The 21,727-nt window shown below is 36.5% G+C and carries 26 protein-coding genes and 1 pseudogene; 18 read left to right on the top strand and 9 right to left on the bottom strand.

All coding sequences use genetic code 11. The annotated features are described in order from the left end of the window. The first annotated feature begins 511 nt into the window (after nt 1-511). On the top strand, nt 512-1,885 hold the full coding sequence (gene thiC / locus IQ226_RS19335; protein ID WP_193898058.1) for a phosphomethylpyrimidine synthase: 1,374 nt from the start codon (nt 512-514) through the stop codon (nt 1,883-1,885). Nucleotides 1,886-1,913: 28 nt separating this feature from the next. Here the strand turns inward: thiC and IQ226_RS19330 are convergent, their stop codons facing one another. The 3 genes from IQ226_RS19330 to IQ226_RS19320 form a co-directional block, all read right to left on the bottom strand. Continuing rightward, the gene (locus tag IQ226_RS19330) at nt 1,914-2,384 is read right to left on the bottom strand and encodes a putative toxin-antitoxin system toxin component, PIN family (protein ID WP_228039551.1); all 471 of its coding nucleotides are present in this window, start codon (nt 2,382-2,384) and stop codon (nt 1,914-1,916) included. Continuing rightward, a complete protein-coding gene (locus tag IQ226_RS19325) occupies nt 2,374-2,616 on the bottom strand; it encodes a hypothetical protein (RefSeq protein ID WP_228039550.1) in 243 nt (80 codons plus the stop codon). Before IQ226_RS19325 ends, IQ226_RS19330 begins: the two co-directional genes overlap by 11 nt. 77 nt (nt 2,617-2,693) lie before the next feature. Next, on the bottom strand, nt 2,694-2,951 hold the full coding sequence (locus IQ226_RS19320) for a DUF433 domain-containing protein (RefSeq protein WP_228039549.1): 258 nt from the start codon (nt 2,949-2,951) through the stop codon (nt 2,694-2,696). A 57-nt stretch (nt 2,952-3,008) separates the two neighbouring features. On the opposite strand from IQ226_RS19320, the gene IQ226_RS19315 reads away from it, so the two are divergent. The 8 genes from IQ226_RS19315 to IQ226_RS19280 all read left to right on the top strand — a co-directional run bounded on the left by IQ226_RS19315 (nt 3,009) and on the right by IQ226_RS19280 (nt 8,528). After that, nucleotides 3,009-3,914 carry a hypothetical protein gene (locus tag IQ226_RS19315; RefSeq protein WP_193898054.1) on the top strand — a complete coding sequence of 302 codons (906 nt, stop codon included), beginning with the start codon at nt 3,009-3,011 and terminating at the stop codon, nt 3,912-3,914. A 220-nt stretch (nt 3,915-4,134) separates the two neighbouring features. Beyond that, nucleotides 4,135-5,817 (top strand): hypothetical protein, encoded by a 1,683-nt coding sequence (locus IQ226_RS19310; RefSeq protein WP_193898052.1) that lies wholly within the window; start codon nt 4,135-4,137, stop codon nt 5,815-5,817. 296 nt (nt 5,818-6,113) lie between these two features. Further along, nucleotides 6,114-6,326, top strand: a complete 213-nt coding sequence (locus IQ226_RS19305) for a hypothetical protein (RefSeq protein ID WP_193898051.1) — start codon at nt 6,114-6,116, stop codon at nt 6,324-6,326. Between the two features lie 5 nt (nt 6,327-6,331). Next, the gene (locus tag IQ226_RS19300) at nt 6,332-6,733 is read left to right on the top strand and encodes a hypothetical protein (protein ID WP_193898049.1); all 402 of its coding nucleotides are present in this window, start codon (nt 6,332-6,334) and stop codon (nt 6,731-6,733) included. A 206-nt stretch (nt 6,734-6,939) separates the two neighbouring features. After that, nucleotides 6,940-7,131 (top strand): hypothetical protein, encoded by a 192-nt coding sequence (locus IQ226_RS19295; RefSeq protein WP_193898047.1) that lies wholly within the window; start codon nt 6,940-6,942, stop codon nt 7,129-7,131. Next, the gene (locus tag IQ226_RS19290; RefSeq protein WP_193898045.1) at nt 7,124-7,492 is read left to right on the top strand and encodes a type II toxin-antitoxin system PemK/MazF family toxin; all 369 of its coding nucleotides are present in this window, start codon (nt 7,124-7,126) and stop codon (nt 7,490-7,492) included. The genes IQ226_RS19295 and IQ226_RS19290 overlap by 8 nt, the downstream gene beginning before the upstream one ends. A gap of 141 nt (nt 7,493-7,633) precedes the next feature. Continuing rightward, nucleotides 7,634-8,113, top strand: a complete 480-nt coding sequence (locus IQ226_RS19285; RefSeq protein ID WP_193898043.1) for a Panacea domain-containing protein — start codon at nt 7,634-7,636, stop codon at nt 8,111-8,113. Then, nucleotides 8,094-8,528, top strand: coding sequence for a hypothetical protein (locus IQ226_RS19280; RefSeq protein ID WP_370567202.1), 435 nt, complete (start codon nt 8,094-8,096; stop codon nt 8,526-8,528). The genes IQ226_RS19285 and IQ226_RS19280 overlap by 20 nt, the downstream gene beginning before the upstream one ends. Before the next feature lie 34 nt (nt 8,529-8,562). Here the strand turns inward: IQ226_RS19280 and IQ226_RS19275 are convergent, their stop codons facing one another. Together IQ226_RS19275 and IQ226_RS19270 are read right to left on the bottom strand one after the other, a co-directional pair. Continuing rightward, nucleotides 8,563-8,910 (bottom strand): type II toxin-antitoxin system PemK/MazF family toxin, encoded by a 348-nt coding sequence (locus IQ226_RS19275; RefSeq protein ID WP_193898041.1) that lies wholly within the window; start codon nt 8,908-8,910, stop codon nt 8,563-8,565. Beyond that, on the bottom strand, nt 8,900-9,130 hold the full coding sequence (locus IQ226_RS19270; protein WP_193898039.1) for a hypothetical protein: 231 nt from the start codon (nt 9,128-9,130) through the stop codon (nt 8,900-8,902). Before IQ226_RS19270 ends, IQ226_RS19275 begins: the two co-directional genes overlap by 11 nt. A 172-nt stretch (nt 9,131-9,302) precedes the next feature. Here IQ226_RS19270 and IQ226_RS19265 point away from each other — a divergent pair, with 172 nt between their 5' ends. Continuing rightward, entirely contained in the window at nt 9,303-9,752 is a 450-nt protein-coding gene (locus IQ226_RS19265) for a transposase family protein (protein ID WP_228039548.1), read from the top strand. Nucleotides 9,753-9,852: 100 nt separating this feature from the next. On the opposite strand, the pseudogene IQ226_RS19260 reads toward IQ226_RS19265, so the two are convergent. The 3 genes and pseudogenes from IQ226_RS19260 to IQ226_RS19250 form a co-directional block, all read right to left on the bottom strand. Continuing rightward, nucleotides 9,853-10,254, bottom strand: a pseudogene (locus tag IQ226_RS19260) (DUF4277 domain-containing protein); the annotation flags it as partial. A 267-nt stretch (nt 10,255-10,521) separates the two neighbouring features. Continuing rightward, entirely contained in the window at nt 10,522-11,574 is a 1,053-nt protein-coding gene (locus IQ226_RS19255; protein WP_193898037.1) for a tellurite resistance TerB family protein, read from the bottom strand. 35 nt (nt 11,575-11,609) lie between these two features. Beyond that, nucleotides 11,610-12,014: a hypothetical protein gene (locus IQ226_RS19250; RefSeq protein WP_027403445.1), complete on the bottom strand. Its 405-nt coding sequence runs from the start codon at nt 12,012-12,014 to the stop codon at nt 11,610-11,612. Nucleotides 12,015-12,328: 314 nt separating this feature from the next. Between IQ226_RS19250 and IQ226_RS19245 the strand changes: the two genes are divergently transcribed. The 4 genes from IQ226_RS19245 to IQ226_RS19230 all read left to right on the top strand — a co-directional run bounded on the left by IQ226_RS19245 (nt 12,329) and on the right by IQ226_RS19230 (nt 18,229). Beyond that, a complete protein-coding gene (locus tag IQ226_RS19245) occupies nt 12,329-13,801 on the top strand; it encodes a dolichyl-phosphate-mannose--protein mannosyltransferase (RefSeq protein WP_193898035.1) in 1,473 nt (490 codons plus the stop codon). A 340-nt stretch (nt 13,802-14,141) separates the two neighbouring features. After that, nucleotides 14,142-16,451, top strand: a complete 2,310-nt coding sequence (locus tag IQ226_RS19240; protein ID WP_193898026.1) for an ATP-binding protein — start codon at nt 14,142-14,144, stop codon at nt 16,449-16,451. Next, nucleotides 16,408-16,842 carry a response regulator gene (locus tag IQ226_RS19235; RefSeq protein WP_370567201.1) on the top strand — a complete coding sequence of 145 codons (435 nt, stop codon included), beginning with the start codon at nt 16,408-16,410 and terminating at the stop codon, nt 16,840-16,842. Before IQ226_RS19240 ends, IQ226_RS19235 begins: the two co-directional genes overlap by 44 nt. A 223-nt stretch (nt 16,843-17,065) precedes the next feature. Continuing rightward, a complete protein-coding gene (locus tag IQ226_RS19230; RefSeq protein WP_193898015.1) occupies nt 17,066-18,229 on the top strand; it encodes a hybrid sensor histidine kinase/response regulator in 1,164 nt (387 codons plus the stop codon). Nucleotides 18,230-18,279: 50 nt separating this feature from the next. On the opposite strand, the gene IQ226_RS19225 is transcribed toward IQ226_RS19230, so the two are convergent. Further along, complete coding sequence (locus IQ226_RS19225) at nt 18,280-19,866, bottom strand: B12-binding domain-containing radical SAM protein (RefSeq protein WP_193898014.1); 1,587 nt, start codon at nt 19,864-19,866, stop codon at nt 18,280-18,282. A gap of 88 nt (nt 19,867-19,954) precedes the next feature. Here IQ226_RS19225 and IQ226_RS19220 point away from each other — a divergent pair, with 88 nt between their 5' ends. The 4 genes from IQ226_RS19220 to IQ226_RS19205 all read left to right on the top strand — a co-directional run bounded on the left by IQ226_RS19220 (nt 19,955) and on the right by IQ226_RS19205 (nt 21,604). Next, nucleotides 19,955-20,413 (top strand): hypothetical protein, encoded by a 459-nt coding sequence (locus IQ226_RS19220; protein ID WP_228039547.1) that lies wholly within the window; start codon nt 19,955-19,957, stop codon nt 20,411-20,413. Nucleotides 20,414-20,418: 5 nt separating this feature from the next. Next, nucleotides 20,419-20,736, top strand: a complete 318-nt coding sequence (locus IQ226_RS19215) for a S1 RNA-binding domain-containing protein (RefSeq protein ID WP_193898013.1) — start codon at nt 20,419-20,421, stop codon at nt 20,734-20,736. Nucleotides 20,737-20,814: 78 nt separating this feature from the next. Further along, nucleotides 20,815-21,054 (top strand): DUF433 domain-containing protein, encoded by a 240-nt coding sequence (locus IQ226_RS19210; protein WP_193898012.1) that lies wholly within the window; start codon nt 20,815-20,817, stop codon nt 21,052-21,054. A gap of 43 nt (nt 21,055-21,097) precedes the next feature. After that, nucleotides 21,098-21,604, top strand: coding sequence for a hypothetical protein (locus IQ226_RS19205; protein ID WP_193898011.1), 507 nt, complete (start codon nt 21,098-21,100; stop codon nt 21,602-21,604). The last annotated feature ends 123 nt before the right edge of the window (nt 21,605-21,727 follow it).

Here is a 21,727-nt window from a genome sequence, read left to right as displayed (position 1 = left end):
AATATCAATTCCGATTATCTTGATCCTATCTGGTTTTGGCGATAGGTGACTCAATACCAGGATTCATTACCAGAAAGTCCTGCATTTCATGGGTCTTGGTATAAGAGTATTAATATAGGCTGCAAGCAAGAAACAAGTTATAGCAAAATCGTTTTTCCTAACTTTGATATGCCTTTTGGTAGCTAGTCAAGGTGAGGAAGTCCGGTAGCTTGACCTTGACTGAATATCTGACTAGCGTACAATAAATAGTACATCAAGGTTAGGGGAAGTAATTAGCTATTATATAGTAGCGGTGTACTAACGCTGAGTATTCAGTGAGTATTGAGTATTTATGGCTTTAGCAAACTAAAAGCTTGATATCAAACACTCAAGTTAGCAAAATCAGACCTTTTAAGTATTTTATGAGTATCCCTGATACGATAAAGCCTGAAAGTATTAATTTTGCGGCATTTTTGACACCTAGCCTGGGGTAATACCAGCAAAGAGAAGCTGTTTATTTAAGGAATGTAATATGCGTACAGAATGGGTAGCCAAGCGACGTGGACAAAAAAACGTATCGCAAATGCACTACGCTCGTCAGGGTGTAATCACGGAAGAAATGCAATACGTCGCCAAGCGGGAAAACCTGCCTGCTGAATTGATCCGCGCCGAAGTAGCACGGGGACGGATGATTATCCCTGCGAATATTAATCACACTAATTTAGAACCGATGGCGATCGGTATCGCTTCTAAATGTAAAGTAAATGCTAATATCGGTGCTTCTCCCAACTCTTCCAACCTCCAGGAAGAAGTTGATAAACTCAACCTAGCGGTAAAATACGGTGCTGATACCGTCATGGATTTATCCACAGGTGGCGGTAATTTAGATGAAATTCGCACCGCAATTATCAACGCCTCACCTGTTCCCATTGGTACTGTTCCAGTTTACCAAGCTTTAGAAAGCGTTCACGGCACTATCGAAAATCTCACCGCTGACGACTTTCTCCACGTCATTGAAAAACACGCCCAGCAAGGGGTAGACTATCAAACCATCCACGCCGGGATTTTGATTGAACACTTACCTTTAGTTAGAAGCCGGATTACAGGAATTGTTTCTCGTGGTGGCGGAATTTTAGCGCGGTGGATGTTGCATCACCACAAACAAAACCCCTTGTATACCCATTTCAACGACATCATTGAGATTTTCAAAAGATATGATGTTTCTTTCAGTTTAGGCGACTCCCTGCGCCCAGGATGTACCCATGATGCCTCCGATGAAGCCCAGTTAGCAGAACTGAAAACCCTGGGAAATCTTACCCGCAAAGCCTGGGAACATGATGTTCAGGTAATGGTGGAAGGTCCTGGTCACGTTCCTATGGATCAAATTGAGTTCAACGTCCGCAAACAAATGGAAGAGTGTTCGGAAGCACCTTTCTATGTTCTCGGACCTTTGGTTACAGATATTGCTCCTGGTTACGACCATATTACCTCAGCCATTGGCGCAGCTATGGCAGGTTGGTATGGAACAGCAATGTTGTGTTATGTGACTCCTAAAGAACATTTGGGTTTACCTAATGCTGAAGATGTGCGTAATGGCTTAATTGCGTATAAAATTGCGGCTCATGCGGCGGATATTGCTAGACATCGCCCTGGTGCTAGAGATAGAGATGATCAACTTTCTGAAGCTCGCTATAATTTCGACTGGAATCGTCAATTTGAGTTATCTTTAGACCCAGAAAGAGCGAAGGAATATCACGACGAAACTTTACCCGCAGATATCTATAAAACGGCTGAGTTTTGTTCCATGTGTGGACCTAAGTTCTGTCCAATGCAGACTAAGGTTGATGCTGATGCTTTGACAGAATTGGAGAAGTTTTTGGCAAAAGAACCTGTAGCGCAAGGTTAATTAGTGAACAACGAGATCCCCGACTTCTCTAAGAAGTCGGGGATCTGAGGACATCAATATTAAAATGTAAAAATCCACGAGTGAACAAGTTAAATTTCATCCAAAAATTTCTGAACCGATAAAATATCAATCTGTTTAAATGGGTGAAGAACAAGCAAATCTTCATCACCATAATATATTGAGCTTTGCCACTAACAGCTAATTCTAGGTATTTATTATCTTTAGGATCTCGACATTCATTGATTTGTTCAGTAACATTAATAAACTCGATAGTTTCTACTAAATTATCTATTAATTCCCGCCGTCTTTCTAAGGTAATATAACGGTCGAATTTTGGTCTTGATAAAACTTCTTGTAATTCGTCAAAAACAGCAGCACTTAACAAGATAATACCTATATCTTGAGCTTTATCTAATGCTTGACGTGGTTTACTTTGACTAAATAAAAATGCACTTACCACAACATTTGTATCAAATACAAAACGGCGTTTATTTATCATCTTGCAAAATAGATTCTAAAATTTCAAGAGTTAACCCATTAGCTTGTGCTTCTTGACTAGCTTTATCCATTGTGGTTCTGAATTTTTGAACTGCTTCTTTACTATTTTTTAATAAATTTGACTCCATAATTAATGCTAACTTTAGCTGAATTTGTTCCTGTTCTTCCTTAGTGCTACGGCGATAAGCTTCGGCAATATTTGATGGTACTTTGATGATTATTTCTTCTATCATATTCATATTTTTACCATGTTTAGTCTTTCTATCTGACAATTATATCCAATTTTTGAATTATTGCTAATTTTTGTAAATTAGTTTAACACAAAAACTACCAGTAAATGAGGATAAGTTATGCTTGAGAGTGTTAGGGAAAGGAGGAACACAAAAAAAAGACAAGCTTGGATATCTTCTGGTTCTAAATCGGGAAAGTCTTCTAAAATTTCGCTAACGCTGACATTTTCGGATAACATTTCTAAAATATCACTGACTCTAATTCTCATTCCGCGAATGCAAGGACGACCCCCACATTGACCAGATATTTGCGTAATCCGATTTAATAATTCGTTCATTTAGTTAATAAATGATAGGCATAGAGAGTATTGTAACATAATTTTTGATATAATCAAATGACTCGACAATCTCATGATCAATTCGCTAAAGAATATCTGGAGGAATTATTAACACCTCTAGGAACAATTAAAAAAAGTGAAAAGGTTAAAAGTGAAGTTCAAGAAATTGATGTTTGGTTTGAACCATTTTCTGATCAAACTCAGGAAAATCTACCTTTAGGTTTATTAGGGAAGATAGCAAAAACTCAATGTTTAATTGAGGCTTTTCGTAACCCACCATCAGAAATAGAATTTCGCAGTTGTTTACTTAAATTATATGCTGTTCATGGCGATGTAGTCAGGAAAGCAAAACGCGAAAACAGAAACATTGTTGAATCAGAATTCCCGATTTTATGGATTTTAACACCAACTTTCTCACCTCGCATGATTAATGGTTTAGGTGCAAATGAGATAGGGGAAGATTGGGTAAAAGGAGTTTATTTTCTGCACGATATTTTGAAAACAGCAATAGTTGTAATTCATCAATTACCAGAAAATGAAGACACTTTATGGTTAAGAGTTTTAGGAAAAGGAGGAACACAAAAAAGAGCAGTTGAGGAGTTAACAACTTTACCAGAAAACAACCCTTTTAGGGAGAATTTGTTAGAAATTTTAGCGGACTGGCGCAAGAATTTAGAATTGAGAGATAATTTAAGCAAGGAAGAAGAGGAAGTAATTATGAACTTATCACCGGCTTATTTACAACAAATAGAAGACTGGAAGCAAGAAGGAAAACAAGAAGGACAACTTTTGTTGATAACTTCTCTTCTGGAAGGGCGTTTTGGTAGTTTAGATGCTGAGTTATCTGGTTTGGTGGAAAAGATTGCTAATATTCCTATTTCTGAACGCACTCAGTTACTTCTTTCTTTGGGTAATTTATCCCGTGAGGAATTGTTACAAAGATTGAGTAATGAGGAAGTTTAGGGTATTATATTTTTTGGCAGTTTGAGGAGATTTCCTAAACTACTGATTTTTGTTTGATGCTGATGATTTGACTGAGGTGGAGAAGTTTTTGGTGAAAGAACCTGTAGTGCAAGGTTAAGATAATTTTTGTTAAATATCGTTACTGGGTTAAACTTGGTAACGATATTTTTGGGAAATCAAAAAATCAAAAGCTATAAATTATGGATAGATTGTATAAGCAATGAATATTTTTAATCCAAAGTTAGTGTTGTCTCTTGCAAATGAACCAGAAGATTCTGATGAGTTTAATTGCTGGGTTCAACAGCAAGACATTTTCCCTTTTTTAGAACATGAAATCCTGGATGAACATATTATCTTATATGCTTCATTACCTCATGTTTTTATTAATTCAGTTCTTATCCCAGAAGTTGTCTTGGACGATTCTAGCATTCAAGATTTATTAAAGTGGGAACACTCTCCTAATTCATTATGGAGTCACGTATGCTCATCAGATGAAATTTGGATTGAATCTCCATTGTCAAACGCAGGCAGTGAATTATTAAGCAAAGGTAAGCAAATCATATTTGAACGTTCATTTGATGGTGATAAGTCGAAACATCAATACTATGAAATAGAGCAAAAAATTGCTCACATTCTAGATATTCACTTTATGTTGGAAAGAAATTCCTGGTGCAAGTTAGATAGGTTTGGAGATATTGAAGATATTGTTAAAATAACTAGAAATGAAACAGGCATCTTGATTTCTATGCAAAAACAGGCACTAGGATATTATGCTAGTTTATCAGGTACAAAACTTCTCCGTATGTTCGATTTTACTCGCTATAAAAGTAAGAGATTTTGGGGATGGAATGGTAATAATGAATCATTATTGCAAAAATCCGATGCTATTTTTAGCAGGCTTGTAGTTTATCCTGGCTATGGCAGTTACTCAAGAGGAATTCAGGTTGCTGATATTAGAATACCTCAAGAGGAGATAATTAGGCATTTTTGGGGAGAACCCGTCACTGACAGTGAAAAAAAATACGCAACATATATTGCACATGATTGGAAAAACAAAGTCATCAAGGAGATATCTTGCAATCCATCATGTTTAGCGAATTATTTTACAGAGTCAAATATTCCATTTGAGATAACACCTGCATTTTTTAGACCAGAAGTATTATCCAAATATAAAAGTGATCGAGAGAAGTATCAATTAGAAAGTAATTCTATTAGTTGTAGAGGTGCATGGTATCTAAAAACCTTTGATATTAATGAAGCGGGGCAGGTACATACTTATTTAATTTATCTTAGTCAGCTTCCATATGAAGAACAGTTACACTGGAAACAATACAATGAAAAACCTAAATCACCTCTCTCAGAGCGAGCAATCAAGAGAGATTTTGAAGGGCAATTCTATCAAAAATATGACCCTCTACCTAGCTTAAAACATAAACTCGATAAACTTGATCGCTTGAATGTACAGTGGTGGAAATTAAGAGATCGGAATGCTCCCAACAAAGTACATTACCCTTATACAGCATCGAAAGATGAATGGGCTGAAGAAATATTGAACCTTGATCAGCTTTTAGTTGAAGGTTTTGAGGAGAAATGGTTGAGGAATAAGGCAAAAAACTTGGGAAGAAATCCAGAAGCTAAATTTCGATCATTGAAACTTATTGAGGAGTGTCTTATTGGTGTTAATTTTGATGAAGATCATGCTCGACAAATAACGAGTTCATTTCACAAAATACATGATTTACGTAGCAAACTTAAAGGGCATACATCTGGTCAAGAAGCTGAAAATATTAGGAAAGCTTCATTGGTAAATTTTGGAAGCTTTTATAAGCACTTTGAACACATATGTTCTGAGTGTGATGAAAGCTTAGAAATAGTGATAGAAGCATTTAAAGATTTTAATTAGAATATCTTGATTAAGAATACTAACAATAGGTTGGTACGGATTGTCTAGGATAACATTTCTTACAAGATACAAGATCAGGTTGACACAAGAACACTAAATTTTTTCAAGATTTATTGTGATTGATGTACACAAATTATGTTAACCCAGGTTAGAAAAAACGAAGAAACTAATAAATCAGTGCTTGTAGGATGATGTTGGGAGTGCGATAGCGAAGCGCACCGAAGGTATCGCTATTAGATAAAATAGAATAAGATAACTATGACTCTACATACCTCAAACACATCCAGTAGGAAAATATGACATTAACCGAGTTACTCCCGTCAGTTCGACAACTTTCAGCACCAGAAAAACTCAAATTAATTCGCATCCTTGCAGAAGATTTGGACACCGCTGAAGATATTTCTCCATTAGAACCCCTCAAAACATATCACCTACCAACGCCTTATAACAACTTCGGGGCTGGGGAAATTCTCATGGAAGCACTAAATCAATCAGTTTCTAATGATTAAAGTTTATGCGGTTTAAGTATTCAACAAGCCACCCCAGCCAAAACGAATTTGATAGTTTACCAAGAGTTCCATTAGTTTTACTTCGAGGAGATCAAATAGTAGAAGCACTTGGTTTAGTAGATAGTGGTGTGACTATCAACGTTTTACCTTATGAAATAGGTCTTCAATTAGGTGGAGTATGGGATGAAAACAAAGCCATTATCCAATTAGCAGGTAATATCAGTCAAGCAGCCATGCCATCTTTCGCAAATGCTGAAATAGGTGAATTTCCTTCAGTTAGATTGGCTTTTGCATGGGTGAGTAAACCAAATGCGCCCTTAATTTTGGGACAAACTAACTTTTTTATGGAATTTGATGTTTCTTTCTATCGTTCCCAACTGGAATTTGAGATTAAACCTAAATCGTAGTAAAATAACCTCTATGTCACTGCAAGAGCTTAAAGAACAAGCCTTTCAACTACCTGAGTGCGATCGCTTGTAGGGTGATGTTGGGAGTGCGATCGCTTGTAGGATGATTTTGGGAGTGCAATAGCGAAGCACTCCGTAATAGTGTAATTTTGGAGATAGTCATATCAAGCTCATGTTATGATATTTCCATATATAGGAAAAAAGCTATGACTGCTTTAGTACAAGAACTTCTGAATACATTCGACCGCTTGACAGACTCAGAACGGTTAGATTTGGTGTTAGCAATTTTAAAGCGGACAGTTGATTTAGATTTTTCGCCCTTATCTGATGAAGATTTAGTCATGAATGCTGAGGGACTTTTTCTTGATTTAGATGAGGAAGAAACGACCTATGAGTAGTCCTGAACGTGGAGAAGTTTGGTTAGTAGATTTAGGTTATGTGGCAAAAGTCAGACCATGTTTAGTAATTAGTATTCCTGCACTAGATCAAGATCGTGCATTAGCCACTCTCGTACCACACACAACCAGTTCACGTGGTTCAAGATTTGAGGCACAAATCAAAACTAATTTTCTTCGAGAAGGAGTATTTGATGTCCAAAATATCATCACGATTCCTCATGCAAAGCTTTTACGCAAATTGGGAAATATAACACCAGAACAAATGCTGGAGTTAGAACAGGTGCTACTATTTTGGCTGGGATTTGACGAAAAAAAGTTCAAGATGATGATGAGTAGTCTGTGCGGCAAGTTGATAATTTAGTGCTTGTAGGATGATTTTGGGAGTGCGATCGCTTGAATTTGAGATAAAATGGAACAAGGGGAAATTAGATATTGCTAGGTTCAGTATAGGAATCCTAATTTAGAATAGATATTACTTACCCTAAGTGTTTAAATTAGTACCATGATTTCAACAGTCGGAACTTCACAATTAACAGCAGAAACAATTGCCAATTACTTTATTTGGCAAGCTAGAGAAACAGGTTCATATATCAGCAACTTGAAACTGCAAAAACTTGTTTACTATGCTCAAGCTTGGTATTTAGCTATTTATGATCAACCTTTATTTGATGATGATTTTGAAGCATGGATTCATGGTTCAGTAATTCCTAAATTATATGAACAATATAAACAATTTGCATGGATGCCAATTTTAAAAGAAGTTGAAAAACCAAATTTTTCTGAGGAAATCAAGGAGTTTTTAGAACAAGTCACAGAAATTTATTTTGGTTGTGATACTTTTGAATTAGAGCAAATGATTCATCGAGAAGATCCTTGGATTAATGCTAGAGGTAATCTGCCTATGGATGCCCCCTGTAATGCAATTTTTAGTAAAGAGTCAATGAGGGAGTATTACAAGCAACGTGCCGCAGAAAAAGAATAAAATTAAAAAACTGAATATTAATCAAAGTTCATCACTAGGGATAAACCCGACAAAAATTGAAACTGCGAAAGGAATTAGTTTCTCCTACACTTATTTTCAATATGATAATAATAAGTTTTCGATTAAGGATAAAGATGCTAAATATTTACAAACTTTGCTTCAGAGATTGCGGGATTTATCAAGTATGACAGTCAAAGAAATGACGGTAAAGAATGCCAAAAATTTGCGTTGTCATCCTATAAACTGGAAAGATACCACTGAAACTGGTTTCGGTCTTCTGAATGAAGAACAGTTAGTAGATACACCATATCAGTTTCAACTTTCATCCAACGAATATGGTAGAGTTCATAGGTTTTTTATTGATAATGTGTTTTATATTGTTTGGTTAGATCCAGATCACAAACTTTATTCTTAAATTTTAGATTACTTGTTAGAGTGAGAACTGTATTTTAAATTTCTAATGTATGTCTGAGTGCTGCATCTACTAAAGACATTTCTAAGCAAGTACCAATAACTCTATCTATTTCTGTATCTAAAACAGTTGCTAGATTATCTGTCATAATCACTGAATCAGTAATTAATCCCGTTTGTTTTCCTTCTGGTGTTACTATATTCACAAAAACTCTACTAGGGTGTCCAGCACGAGAAACATTACTGGTAATCATAGCTATAATAGTTTGTGATAAACCAGTACCAATATTGTGAGATTGAACAACTAAAGCAGGACGACGTTTAGCAGTTTTCAAGTTTGAGTCTGGGAACAAAACCAGCACTACTGAACCACGATTATAAGGCATCGTAAACTTCCATCTCTGGTTGATCCCAATCTTGTGCAAAACATTGTAATCTAGTTCTTAATTTTGCAGCTTGTTCTTCATTAATTCCGCGAGATGACAAATCTACAGAAGCATTGGTATCGAGAAAAGTTACAATTACTCGCGCTGTATTTATGCCTGTTGGTGTTTCGGTTAGCTCAATTTTCCCGTCTTTGTAAATGCCTTCGATTGACTGTAACATTAGTTTAATTTTTGGGGTAAACTACTTTTAAAACCATGCTTTTGGTAGTAACATAATTATTATATAATATTTTTTATGTTTAATGTGATTTTTGATATAATTAAATGACTCGACAATCTCATGATCAATTCGCCAAGGAATATCTAGAGGAATTATTAACAGGTTAATTGGATTGGATTATGTAGATTTAAAACAATTAATTGAAAATGCGGAAAAGTTGCATGATCAAAAGCAAAATGAATTGGAATCAAGAAAAACTAGAATTATTGCAGGTGGAGGTGGTCGGAAACCTAAATTATCTAGAGGAGAACAAATAGTTTTAACTTTAGTTTATCTCAGGCATATGACAACTTTCCAACTTTTAGGTATACAGTTTGGAGTCAGTGAATCTACAGCAAATAATATATTTAATTATTGGTTGCCATTGCTGAGAGAATTGTTACCATCTAGTTTAGTTGAGCAAGTAAAAAAAAATGATTCTGACTATGAAGTAGTTAAAGAAATATTAACTACTTATGAATTAACAGTAGATTGGCTCACTCATATTACCAACGAATCCTATAGGTCTGGGATAAAATTTACGCACATAACTTCATTTTTTTTGCCTGGTTTTTATCAATAAATATCTCAAAGCCCTATGTTATCGTTGATAACGGCTAGTTTCCAATACTTGCATTTGTGGGTTCTAAGTTACTTACCAAAAGACTTTGACAGTTTTTGGAGATGTCTAATGAACTTGAATCTAAATGGGAGTATTTAGTTTCTATTCCCAATTTTTTTACTACTTCCAAGGCAATAATTAGGAATAGTTTGGTTAATCCATGTTTGTAGAGCTTGTCCATTACTCTACCTATTTTATCATCATTTAAATCTGATGCTTTTATTCCTTCTTTTATTAAATGTTCTATGGGTTTATCCTGAAAAAAATCAGGGAATAAATATAATGGTCTTGATACAAAACCCAGTCCATTGAGAATGATTGCTTTGACTACTTCGCCTGTATTTACTTTCTCTCTGATATCTACTAAGAATATCTCATTAATTTTTTCTACTATTCCTATCTCATCTATTATTCCTAAGTGATCTAAGTTTTTACTCTCAAATTCTTCTTTTTGGTAATTCATATTTTTGGGTATTTTGATTTCATTCAGACTCATTTTCTCATTTTTTCTTCTGAATTTATTGTCAATACCTTATTAATTTCAATTTGTTGGCAATTTTTATATTACTGTCTATATTTATTGCCAACTTAGTTATGTGTTTATATTTAAGCTGTTTCTGTTACTTATTACACTCATGTCTGCACTACAAAATGAAGTGCGGAATGTAGGTTATAACCAAAGCCAGTAGGGGCGCAGACCCTGCGCCCAAAATAGGGTTATCCCTTAGATTTAGGCAAACTCAATCGTACGCACAAAATCTAAAATAGCTTTTTTCATTTTTTTCGCCTCTTCCTTCATAGAACCAGGCACTTCCCCATTTAAAAAGCTGCGTTGACTGCTAACTATATACAAACATTCATTATTAACAAAAGACAACAATCCTCTATAGGCATCTAATCTAATGCCATTGCCATTAGTTTCTTGTTTGGATATAGTTGAACCTTGAGGCATATTTACTAACACATAGTAATAACTTTCTAAAGTATCTTGGAAATATTCTTTATGTTTCACTTCCGCCGTAGGAACATGAGAAATAATTGCTTGAGGAACATATTTATCCACCAAAACTCTATGCAGATATATCTCATCTTCTTGGCAATCTAGATCATCAATTTCTTCTAGAGAGAGTGGATAATAATCAATTCTGAGTAAAGTCCCAGCATCGTCCGAAAAACTCACCATTCCATCCTCAGCTTGCAGTTTTCCCCCCTGTTCAGAATTTACAGGAATAGGAACTATAAAGTTACCTAAAGGTGATTGATAAAATTGTTCACCAGCTTCATTAAAAATAACTGCTTCATATTCTTCTTCGAGATATTCTTCCTCGTCCCCAGCTTCTATTGAGGCAATTATTTCTTTGATGATTTCTTCTGCTTCTGCATCATCCAGTTCTAAAGCTATTTGTAGTTGTTTTAGAAAAACCTTTTTATTGGCTGGAATAATTAAATTTTCGGCATCAAAAAGCATAATCACTCCAGCCGCAAAACCATCTAAAACTGCCTCACCAGAAATGGCCGCATTAGCAGCATTAAACAAAGAACCTAATCCCACCTCTCCGGCAATTTCTATGAGTCTATCCACCGTTTCTAGCATTTCTTCTTCTGAGTATTCATCAAATATCTCAAACTCCCAAAGAATATCAGCTAAACTTTCGGCATCTATGTCTTCACTGCCAGAATCAACTATGGTGGTAATCACACCAATTGCCGCTACCGCTTCTTGTTCATTCAATGATTCTTTGATTTTGTCTTTGGACTTGAAAATATAATCATACTTTGTCATAACTTCTATCTCCTCAATTAATTTGTTGTTTGTACTCAATTACTAGGTTGAGAAATCCGGGTTTCAATATCTTCCAATGTTCGCAATAATAGGCGATTTGCCTGTAATTGCCAACCCCATTTCTGAATCCTAAAGGCTGCTACAGTCCCCCCAATAGCTGCTAATAAGCCAATGGGTTGATTCAGGGAAATACCCAATAACAAACCCAAACCAGCAATTCCCCAAAATGGCAAAGCTACGGTTTGTCTTTGCTCTTCCACAATTTCTGCAATTTTACCAGATGGTATTGTAGCTAATAATGTCGCTTTTAGTTGCCTCTGTTCCGCCAATGGTACTGATAGACTAATCTTGCGGCGGAGTTTTTCCATTTTGCGGGCATCAGTGCTATACTCCGTAAGTTCATCTTCTGCCATTTTTAACAATCGCTCTAATTGTGACATAGTAGATTAAGTTTTCTGACTGTGTTAGAGCTATTATTCTACATTTGTGGACAACAAGATCGACAACAAGATCCCCGACTTCTCTAAGAGGTTGTTTGAAAAGTATTAGATGAACCCGATAATCTCTAGAAACCTAACCCCCCTTCCCCCCTTCCCTACAAGGGAATGGGGGTTTCAAAGCCTCTCCCCGCGTCGGGGAGAGGTTTGGAGAGGGGTTTATTTATACATTAAAAACTTTTCAAACATCCTCTAAGAAGTCGGGGATATAAATCTGTTTTTATTATTAGTTTTTGCAAAAACATCTGAAGAACATCATGAAAAAAACCTGGTTTCGATTAGGCATAATAGGCATATTTCTACTTGCCTTGAGCTTACGTTTTTGGGGACTAAGCCGATTTAATACTTTAGTATTTGATGAAGTTTATTTTGCTAAATTTGGTAACAACTATCTGACCCATACACCATTTTTTAATGCTCATCCACCATTAAGTCAATATCTGATTGGGTTAGGGATTTGGATGAGTCAATATATTCCTATTGGTCGAGATACTGTCAATAGTCTCACAGATTCTTTATTATCTCCTTGGAATTATCGGTGGGTAAATGCGCTCACTGGTTCATTAATTCCCGTAATCGTGACTTTATTAACTTATCAATTTAGTTATCGTCATCGGTTTGCTTTATTAGCAGGATTTTTTACAGCTTGTGATGGATTATTTTTAGTAGAATCTCGTTATGCTTTAAGTAATGTCTATATAGTTATCTTTGGTTTACTCGGACAATGGTTGTTATTATTGGCATTAGATCAGCAAAAACAAAACCGTTGGTTGTGGTTAATGCTCTCCGGTATTAGTTTTGGTGCTTCTATTGGCACAAAATGGAATGGCTTATGGTTTTTAACTGCTGCTTATGGTGTATGGATAGCAGCCTGGATAATTCGCTGGTTGCAATATGAAGATCATCCATCTCGCAGTCCATTATTTTCTTATTTACGGTTTTTTAATTCTGCCAATAATTCCCCAGATAATACTATAAAATCACCCTTGCAAAATCTGACAAAAATAAATATTTGGCAAATGGGTTCTTATTTAGGAATTATTCCTACAGTTATTTATAGTCTGATTTGGATTCCTCACCTCCAACTAGATAAAAGATATGGATTTATTGAAGTTCATAAACAAATTTTGCACTTTCATCTGCAATTAGGTGGTAATAGTCCTAGCGTTCATCCTTATTGTGCTGCATGGTATAAATGGCCATTGCTAACTCGACCAATGGCTTATTATTATCAAACTGCTCAAAGTACCAAGGATTCCTTACCTGATGGTGCTGGTAAAGTAATTTATGATGTTCATGCTATGGGGAATCCTTTTTTATGGTGGTTTGGTTTAGCTGCAATGATCTTTTTAATTGGTATGGTAATCATCACAATTACGATGCCGATAATCGAAAAAAAGCGGTTATTTATCCCGAAAAATCTTACCGCTGATACTTGGATTGGCTTATTTTTAGTCATAAATTATGGGGCTAATCTCCTCCCTTGGGTGGAGGTAACAAGGTGTGTCTTTATCTACCATTATATGTCCGCGGTTGTGTTTACATTTATAGCGATCGCTTGGGTTGTTGATCAATGTCTGCTGAGTTATTATCGGCAAATTCGCGCAGTAGGTGTGACTATAACTTTTATCATTGTTGCTGCTTTCATTTTCTGGATGCCTATTTATCTAGGTTTACCTATCTCTCCTGATGGTTATAGAATGCGGATGTGGTTTAGTTCCTGGATTTAGTCAAAAGTAGGAATAGTGAAAAATTGACCGCAGATAAACGCAGATAAAGACGGATGAATTAATGAATTAATTTCATAATTTTGTGCAGCCACACATAAAATTGAAATTGCTTAATATATATACACAAAGACTGCGGATTTAATCATCTTCTCTTTTACATTTCTTATCTATATATTTGGTGACAGCTAGTTCTTCTGTGTAAGAATATTAGGTAAGGGCAACTATAACTATGGGCTTTGCCACTACCAAAGGTACTAAATCCACAAGAATTTTTATAGGTGTGAGGAATTTGGATTAAATCTACAGATTTTATGCTCTAAAATTATAGGGGAAGGGTTTTATGGATATCAATGTCAAGCAGCAGCATATTAATATCACGAGCTTAAAAGAAGCACCAATACATTTGGTTAGTGAAATTCAACCCCATGGAATTTTGTTAGTCTTACAAGAGCCAGATTTACAAATATTACAAGTTAGTCGCAATACTTTCAGCACTTTTGGCATATCTCCAAAGGATATGGTACAACAGGAATTAGAAGATTTATTAGATCCTTACCAAATCCAGAAAATTAAATTTTGGTTGTCAGAAGAAAATCTAGATTTTATTAATCCTACAAAAATTTGGATTAAGAAACAAGGAGATGAATATACAATATTTGATGCCACTTTCTATCGTAACTCCGAAGGGTTTTTAATCTTAGAATTAGAACCTACGGCATCTCAGGAAAATATTCCTTTCTTGAGTTTTTATCATTTAGCTCAAGCCTCAATTAATCGCTTAGAAAAAAGTCAAAGCCTCTGTGATTTTAGTCAAATTATTGTGCAAGAAATCCGCAAAATAACGGGATTTGACAGAGTAATGTTATATAAATTCTGTGATGATGGACATGGTTCTGTGATTGCTGAAGAAAAAACAGATACTTTATCATCTTATTTAGGATTACATTATCCAGAGTCAGATATTCCTCAGCCAGCACGACAATTATTTCTAGAAAATTCTATCCGAGTTATTCCCGATACAAATATTCAATCATCAGCCGAACTTTTCCCTAGAATTAACCCAGTTAGCGGACAACCCATTGATTTAACTAATTCAATTCTCAGAAGTGCTGCACCATGTCATCTAGAATATTTACATAATATGGGCGTGGCTGCATCTTTGACAATTTCCTTAATTAAGGATCACAAACTTTGGGGTTTAATTGCTTGTCATCATCAATCACCCAAATATGTTTCCTATGAATTACGAAAAGCTTGTGAATTTTTAGGAAGAATCATATTTTCAGAAATTTCTGGCAAAGAAGAAACTGAAGATTACGACTATCAGCTAAATTTAAACCATATTCAATCACTATTGGTTGAATATATGTCTCAAGAACCGAACTTTATTGATGGTTTAGTCAAAAATCAAATAAATCTGCTCAATCTAACTAATGCTGAAGGTGTAGCCATCTATTTTGGTGGGAAATATACTCTGATTGGTAATACTCCTCAAGAAGAAGAATTGAATTTTTTAGGAGAATGGCTGAGAAACAATAGAGAGGACGAGGTATTTTTCACCGATTCTTTACCACAAATCTATCCAGACGCGATTAGCTTTAAAAATGTTGCGAGTGGTTTATTAGCTATCCCCATTTCTGGAAAAAATTATATATTATGGTTTAGACCAGAAATGATTCAAACTGTCAATTGGGGTGGAAATCCCCATCAGGCTTTTTCAGTTGATGAATCTGAAGGAAATGTCCGTTTGTGTCCCCGTAAATCATTTGAATTATGGAAAGAAATAGTTCAATTAACATCTTTACCCTGGCAAAATGTAGAAGTTAAAGCTGCATTAGAATTACAAAAGTCTATCATCAATATTATCCTCCGTCAAGCTGATGAATTAGCCCAATTAGCCGAAGACTTAAAACGTTCTAATGCAGAATTGAGAAAATTTGCCTATATCGCTTCCCATGATTTGCAAGAACCATTAAATCAAGTCGCCAATTATGTGCAGCTTTTGGAAATGCGTTATGAAGCAGAACTAGACGCAGATGCAAAAGAGTTTATTGGTTATGTTGTCGAAGGTGTAATTTTAATGCAGACCTTAATTGATGACGTACTCGCATACTGCAACCTAGATACATTAGGAATTACTTTTCAAGTTACCGAAGTCGAAACAGCTTTAAATCGGACTTTAAAGAATTTACGTCAATGCATTGCGGAAACCGGCGCAATTATTACCCATGATCCCTTACCCGCAGTTATGGCTGATGAAACACAGTTAATCCAGCTATTTTTGAACCTCATTGGTAACGCGATCAAATTCCACAGTAGTGAACCACCAAGGGTTCATATTAGTGCGAAAAGATGGGAAGATGAATGGTTATTTTCAGTTCAAGATAACGGAATTGGCTTAAATCCGCAATTTAGCGATCGCATCTTTACCATCTTTCAACGTCTACACACCAGGGATAAATATCCAGGGACAGGAATAGGTTTGGCTATTTGTAAGAAAATAATTGAATGTCATCGCGGACGAATCTGGGTAGAGTCACAACTTGGTCGGGGTGCGACTTTTTACTTCACAATTCCCGTCAGCGATTGTAATTATGAGCGTCAACATGGCAAAAACACACAAAATCATCTTTTTAGTGGAGGACAATAAGGCGGATATTCGTCTCATTCAAGAAGCATTAAAAACCAGTTCATTACCTCATCAAGTAATCACAGTTAGGGACGGTGTGGAAGCTATGAATTACCTCCATCAAGCAGGAGAATATGCTAACGCACCACGTCCTGATTTGATTTTATTAGACTTAAATTTACCCAGAAAAGGTGGTAGAGAGGTATTAGCAGAAATTAAATCTGATCCTCAACTCAAACGCATTCCCATCGTCATTTTGACAACTTCAAAAAATCAAGACGACATTTTCCATAGTTACGACTTACACGCTAACTGCTACATTACCAAACCTCGTAATTTGAATCAGCTATTTCAAATCATCCAGAGTATTGAAAGATTTTGGTTTTCTACCGTAACCTTACCATTAGCATAAAAGTATAGCAGGAGTCAGGAAGTAGGGGCGCAGGGCCTGCGCCCAGTCAGGAGTCAGGAAGAAGAGAGAAGAAAGAATTAGGAATAATAGTCTTTTACGTGATTGCTTTTACCGTAAATTTTGTATCTCCTGCAACTGTATAAAACTACATTCGATATATTCTTGAAAACTAATTTAATAAAAGTCTATTTAACCAACAACTCGCAAAAGGTAAAACCAGGAAATGATTACCGCAACTTCCACACTAAAAATCCTCTTAATTGAAGATAACCTAGCAGAAGCTAGGTTATTGCAAGAGTTCATTAAACTGACAAAATCTCAAAATTTTGGTTTAGTTCACGTCCAAAGACTTCAAGACGGAATCAACCAATTAAATAGCCAAAAATACGACGTAATTTTATTAGATTTGACCCTTCCTGACAGTCAAGGATTATCTTCCATCCCTCAGTTACTTCAGCAAAATCCCAGCAATCCCATCATAGTTCTGACTAACACAAATGATGAAGAACTAGGCATTGAAGCAGTGAGACAAGGAGCGCAAGATTATCTAGTCAAAAGGCACGTAAATCCAGATACATTAGTACGTTCTGTGCGATATGCTGTAGAACGCAAACAATTTTTAGAAGAATTAAATCAAATTAATCAAACATTAGAAACTCAAGTTGAAGAAAAAACCACAGAACTCTTAAAATCCCAAGAAATTAATCAGCTTAAGTCTGAATTTATGGCTATGCTTTCCCATGATATTCGCAATCCTTTAAACACCATTCTTCTCGCGGCTGGATTAATAGAAAAATATCAAAAAGAACTGACAAATAATTCCCAAATTGACTATGTACAACTCATCCGCTCTGCCATCAAAAATGTATCACATTTAGTAGATGAAGCTTCACTAATTGGTAAATCTGATTCTGGTCAACTACCATACCAACCACACATACTCAACTTAGAAAACTTATGCTCTGAGTTAGTAAAACAATCTCAATTACCTGCCCAAGAACAACAACTGAACTTAATTTTTACCAGTTCTGAACACTGTTTTGAATTCCTGGGAGATGAAACCCTCTTAAAGCATGTTATCAGTAATTTACTCAATAATGCCATTAAATATTCAATTCCCGGAGGTACAGTTCTATTTGAATTAATTAAACAAGAAAAAAGCGTAATTTTGAGATTTCAAGATCAGGGAATTGGTATGAGCGAAAAAGACCAAAAAAAATTATTTCAACCATTTCACCGGGGAGAAAATATAGGCATAATTCCTGGTAGTGGTCTAGGATTAACAATCGTCCAACAGTGCGTTATAGCCCACAGAGGGGAAATTACAGTTAATAGTCAAGTAGGAGTAGGTTCAACTTTTACAGTGACTTTGCCGATCACAAAATAACATAGATCCCCGACTTCTCTAAGAAGTCGGGGATCTAGGGGATCTGGTTATTAGAGAACTACAGCTTCGACTTTTTCCTTCACAGGTACATAAGGTTTTTCCGCACCTTGGGCTAAATACGCAGCTAATTGACTTTCGATTTGATCGCGGACAATTTGCCGATATTCCATAAAATGCTCAATGTGAGCGCAGGTAGAAATGTACTGTTCAATCACCTTGGGATTATGCTTGAGAATACTAAACAAATGATGCCAGAACTTCCAGCGAGTTTGGCGTTTAAATCCTTGTCGCCAAATTACAATTAGTAAGGCTCTGACAACTACCCATTCTGGCATTTTTGCCGGCGCTGTATATCTAGCTGGACCTAACATCATAAAACAGCGATAGGTGCGATCTAAATAGGCGGTAGGATCATATAAAGCACAGAAGGCTTCAATATATTCCCTAGCCAATTCTTCCAGGGGACGGGTAGGAATAAAATTCATCAATGTGGTTTGATTGATATTCCCATCTTGGTTTTCTCGCAATCTGCCCTCTTTGGTTAAACGGTGCCACAGCGCGGTATTGGGTAACGCCTGTAACATAGCAAAGGTAGTGGAAGGGATAGCTGCTTGTTCAGCAAAACGGACAATGCGATCGCCTGCACCCGCTTTTTCACCATCAAAACCAATAATAAACCCAGCCATTGGCCGCAGTCCAGCCTTAATAATGGTTTCTACCGACTCAGTTAAGGAACTGCGAGTATTTTGGAATTTCTTAGTGAGTTGTAAACTATCTTCATCTGGGGTTTCAATCCCCAAAAATACCGCTTTAAAGCCACAATCAACCATCAACTCCATCATCTCTGCGTCTTGCGCCAAATCAATGGAAGCTTCGGTGTCAAAATTGAACGGATATTGATGTTCTTCCATCCAAACTTTTAACTCTTTCAGCAACAACTTCACATTTCGCTTGTTGCCAATAAAGTTATCATCCACCATAAACACACCCCGCCGCCAACCCAAATCATAGAGATAATCCAACTCGGCTAACAGTTGTGCAGGTGTTTTAGTTCGGGGTTTGCGTCCATATAAAACAATGATGTCGCAAAATTCGCACTGGAAGGGACAACCCCGCGAAAACTGCACCGACATCATATCATAAGCATTAAACTCTAATAAATCAAAGCGGGGAATAGGTGTACTAGTAACATCAGGTTTTTCAGTAGCGCGGAAAACTCCAGATTTTTCGCCCCGTTGCACAGCTTCCACAAACATGGGTAAGGTGATTTCCCCTTCATCCAGAATCAGGTAATCTGCCCCTGCTGCTTCCACTTCATGGGGTGTAGAGGTAGGATAAGGACCACCCAAAGCCACCAGCTTACCCCGTCGTTTCGCTTCCCGAATTTGCTCTAGTAAATCTTGTTTTTGGACAATCATAGCCGAGAAAATCACCATATCTGCCCATGCCCACTCTTCTTCTGTGGCAGGGCGGATGTTACGATCTACAAGCTTAAACTCCCACTCTTGGGGCAAAATTGCCGCTACCGTCACCAAACCCAATGGTGGTAACAATACCTTTCTGTCAACTAGCGCCAGAATTTTCTCATAAGACCAAAAGGTTTTTGGAAATATTGGATAAACTAGCAAAACACGCATAGTATCACCCCTCACGATTTATTTGTGATCTAACTGTAACCAAAATTAAGACTAATTGACTTTTTTCTCAAGCCTGTTGTATGTGAGAATGTCTGAATCAGGATGTCCAGGATTTAAGGATGAACAGGATGAAGACTGGGAACAATTAAAAAATACAAATAGTTTTGAGCTTATTCTACTCATGCGGTCTGGTCAATTAGCATCTACTCTAAGCGTTACAATTTACAAAGCACCACAAAAAGGTAAAGGTCAAAAATTATTACAGGAAGGCTTTCAAGTTGTTGATTTTCCCTATAATCCCCCCTACCTTGATGGAAGTTGCTACTTTGCCGGACAAAATGACAGAAGCATTGCTGAGGAGTTCAACGAGAGCTATCAAGAGGGGATTCTTGAGGTATATATTGATCAAGCAAGCTACGAGCAGTATTTCAAATCTCTTGAGTGTCGTTATGATGAAAAAGATGGTTGTGAGCGAATTGAGGTGGTTGTTCCTCAAAGTTTGTTTCCCATCCTCAACCAATTTCCACGAGTCCTTAAATCACGGTGAATATTATGGATAGTACAAGTTGGGAAAATATTAAATCTAAGTATAAGCTAGGTCAGTTTGTACAGGGCAAAGTTGAGTTTCATGCACCCTTTGGCATTTTTGTCAATATTGATGAGTCTTTAGTTAAGGGGTTGATCAAAATCCCAGATTTTTTAGATCAAGGGGGGATGAGTCCAGAAATGTATCCAGAAATTGGTACAACTGTAGGTGCAGTTGTGGTTGGATATAATGAGAGTAATTTTCGGGAAGTATATTTAAGTGCTAAACCTAGTGTACTGCATAAAGCTCTTGTACCCCTAAAAGTTCCTGCTTTAGCTAGTTAAAGCTAATTGACTTTTTTCTCAATTTGCCTGTTGTATGTGAAAATAGAGAAAGAATTTTTATATTTCAGGAGTCCCACCGTGCTGGCTCAATTAGATCGCATTACTATTAATCCTAATGTTTGCCTTGGACAACCAACAATTCGAGGAATGCGGATTACTGTGGGCTTTGTCCTGAAATTGCTGGCCAGTAACCTGTCGGTTCAGGAAGTTTTAGCTGCTTATCCAGAATTAGAGGATGAAGATATCCGACAGGCGCTTAACTACGATAGATTGTTTCGGACGTTTAGCTTTATTGCTGGATTTTTAGGATTAAGCTAGTTTGTAAAAGATATTTAAATTTGAGCTAAAAAGGGCAGCAACTATGGGATTTCCGATAAGAAGCAATATTTTTAATTCTGGCTCTCCATCACAAAAATACTTCGCACGTTTTCCAATCCAAGTTGCTATTCTCTTCAAGCCTAGTGATACAGTATTCACTGATTATTTAAAGGCTGAATTTGCAGGTCTTGATAGAAGCACAGGAGAAAACCTTGCTTTTTTTGCTGTGTTAGATCCGCCTGAACAATGGCTGCAAGATCACGTCAATTCACGATGGTGGCAGACTTATCAACAAACTGCTGGGCAGTCTGTATTTACTCTTGACGACCAAGTTTTAATGCGAGAAATTTCACGTTTGTTTGGGATACCTTGGCATTCACTGCCTGCGATTGTGGTATCAACAAATCTCTGGTTAGCAGAACACGTGAGTTGTCCAACTTCATCAGAGCATCTTGATATTCAATTAAATGAACTTGCGAAACTTCCCAATCAATATGGAGTTCCTAATATTGGGCATTTAGTTACTACACTTGAAGGAATATGTGGGTAACCGTTCAGGGGGGTAGAAGAGCGATCGTTAAAAAATTACCTCCAAAATGTGATAAATTAAGTGACATGGAACTAAATCGCGTCAATCACTTAGAACAGATACCTCCAGAAGATTGGGGTAAGA

The sequence above is a fragment of the Dolichospermum sp. LEGE 00240 genome (assembly GCF_015207875.1).
Lineage (GTDB): Bacteria > Cyanobacteriota > Cyanobacteriia > Cyanobacteriales > Nostocaceae > Dolichospermum > Dolichospermum gracile.
The sequence above is the reverse complement of the archived record's forward strand: the minus strand, read 5'-3'. Positions and strand labels throughout refer to the sequence as shown.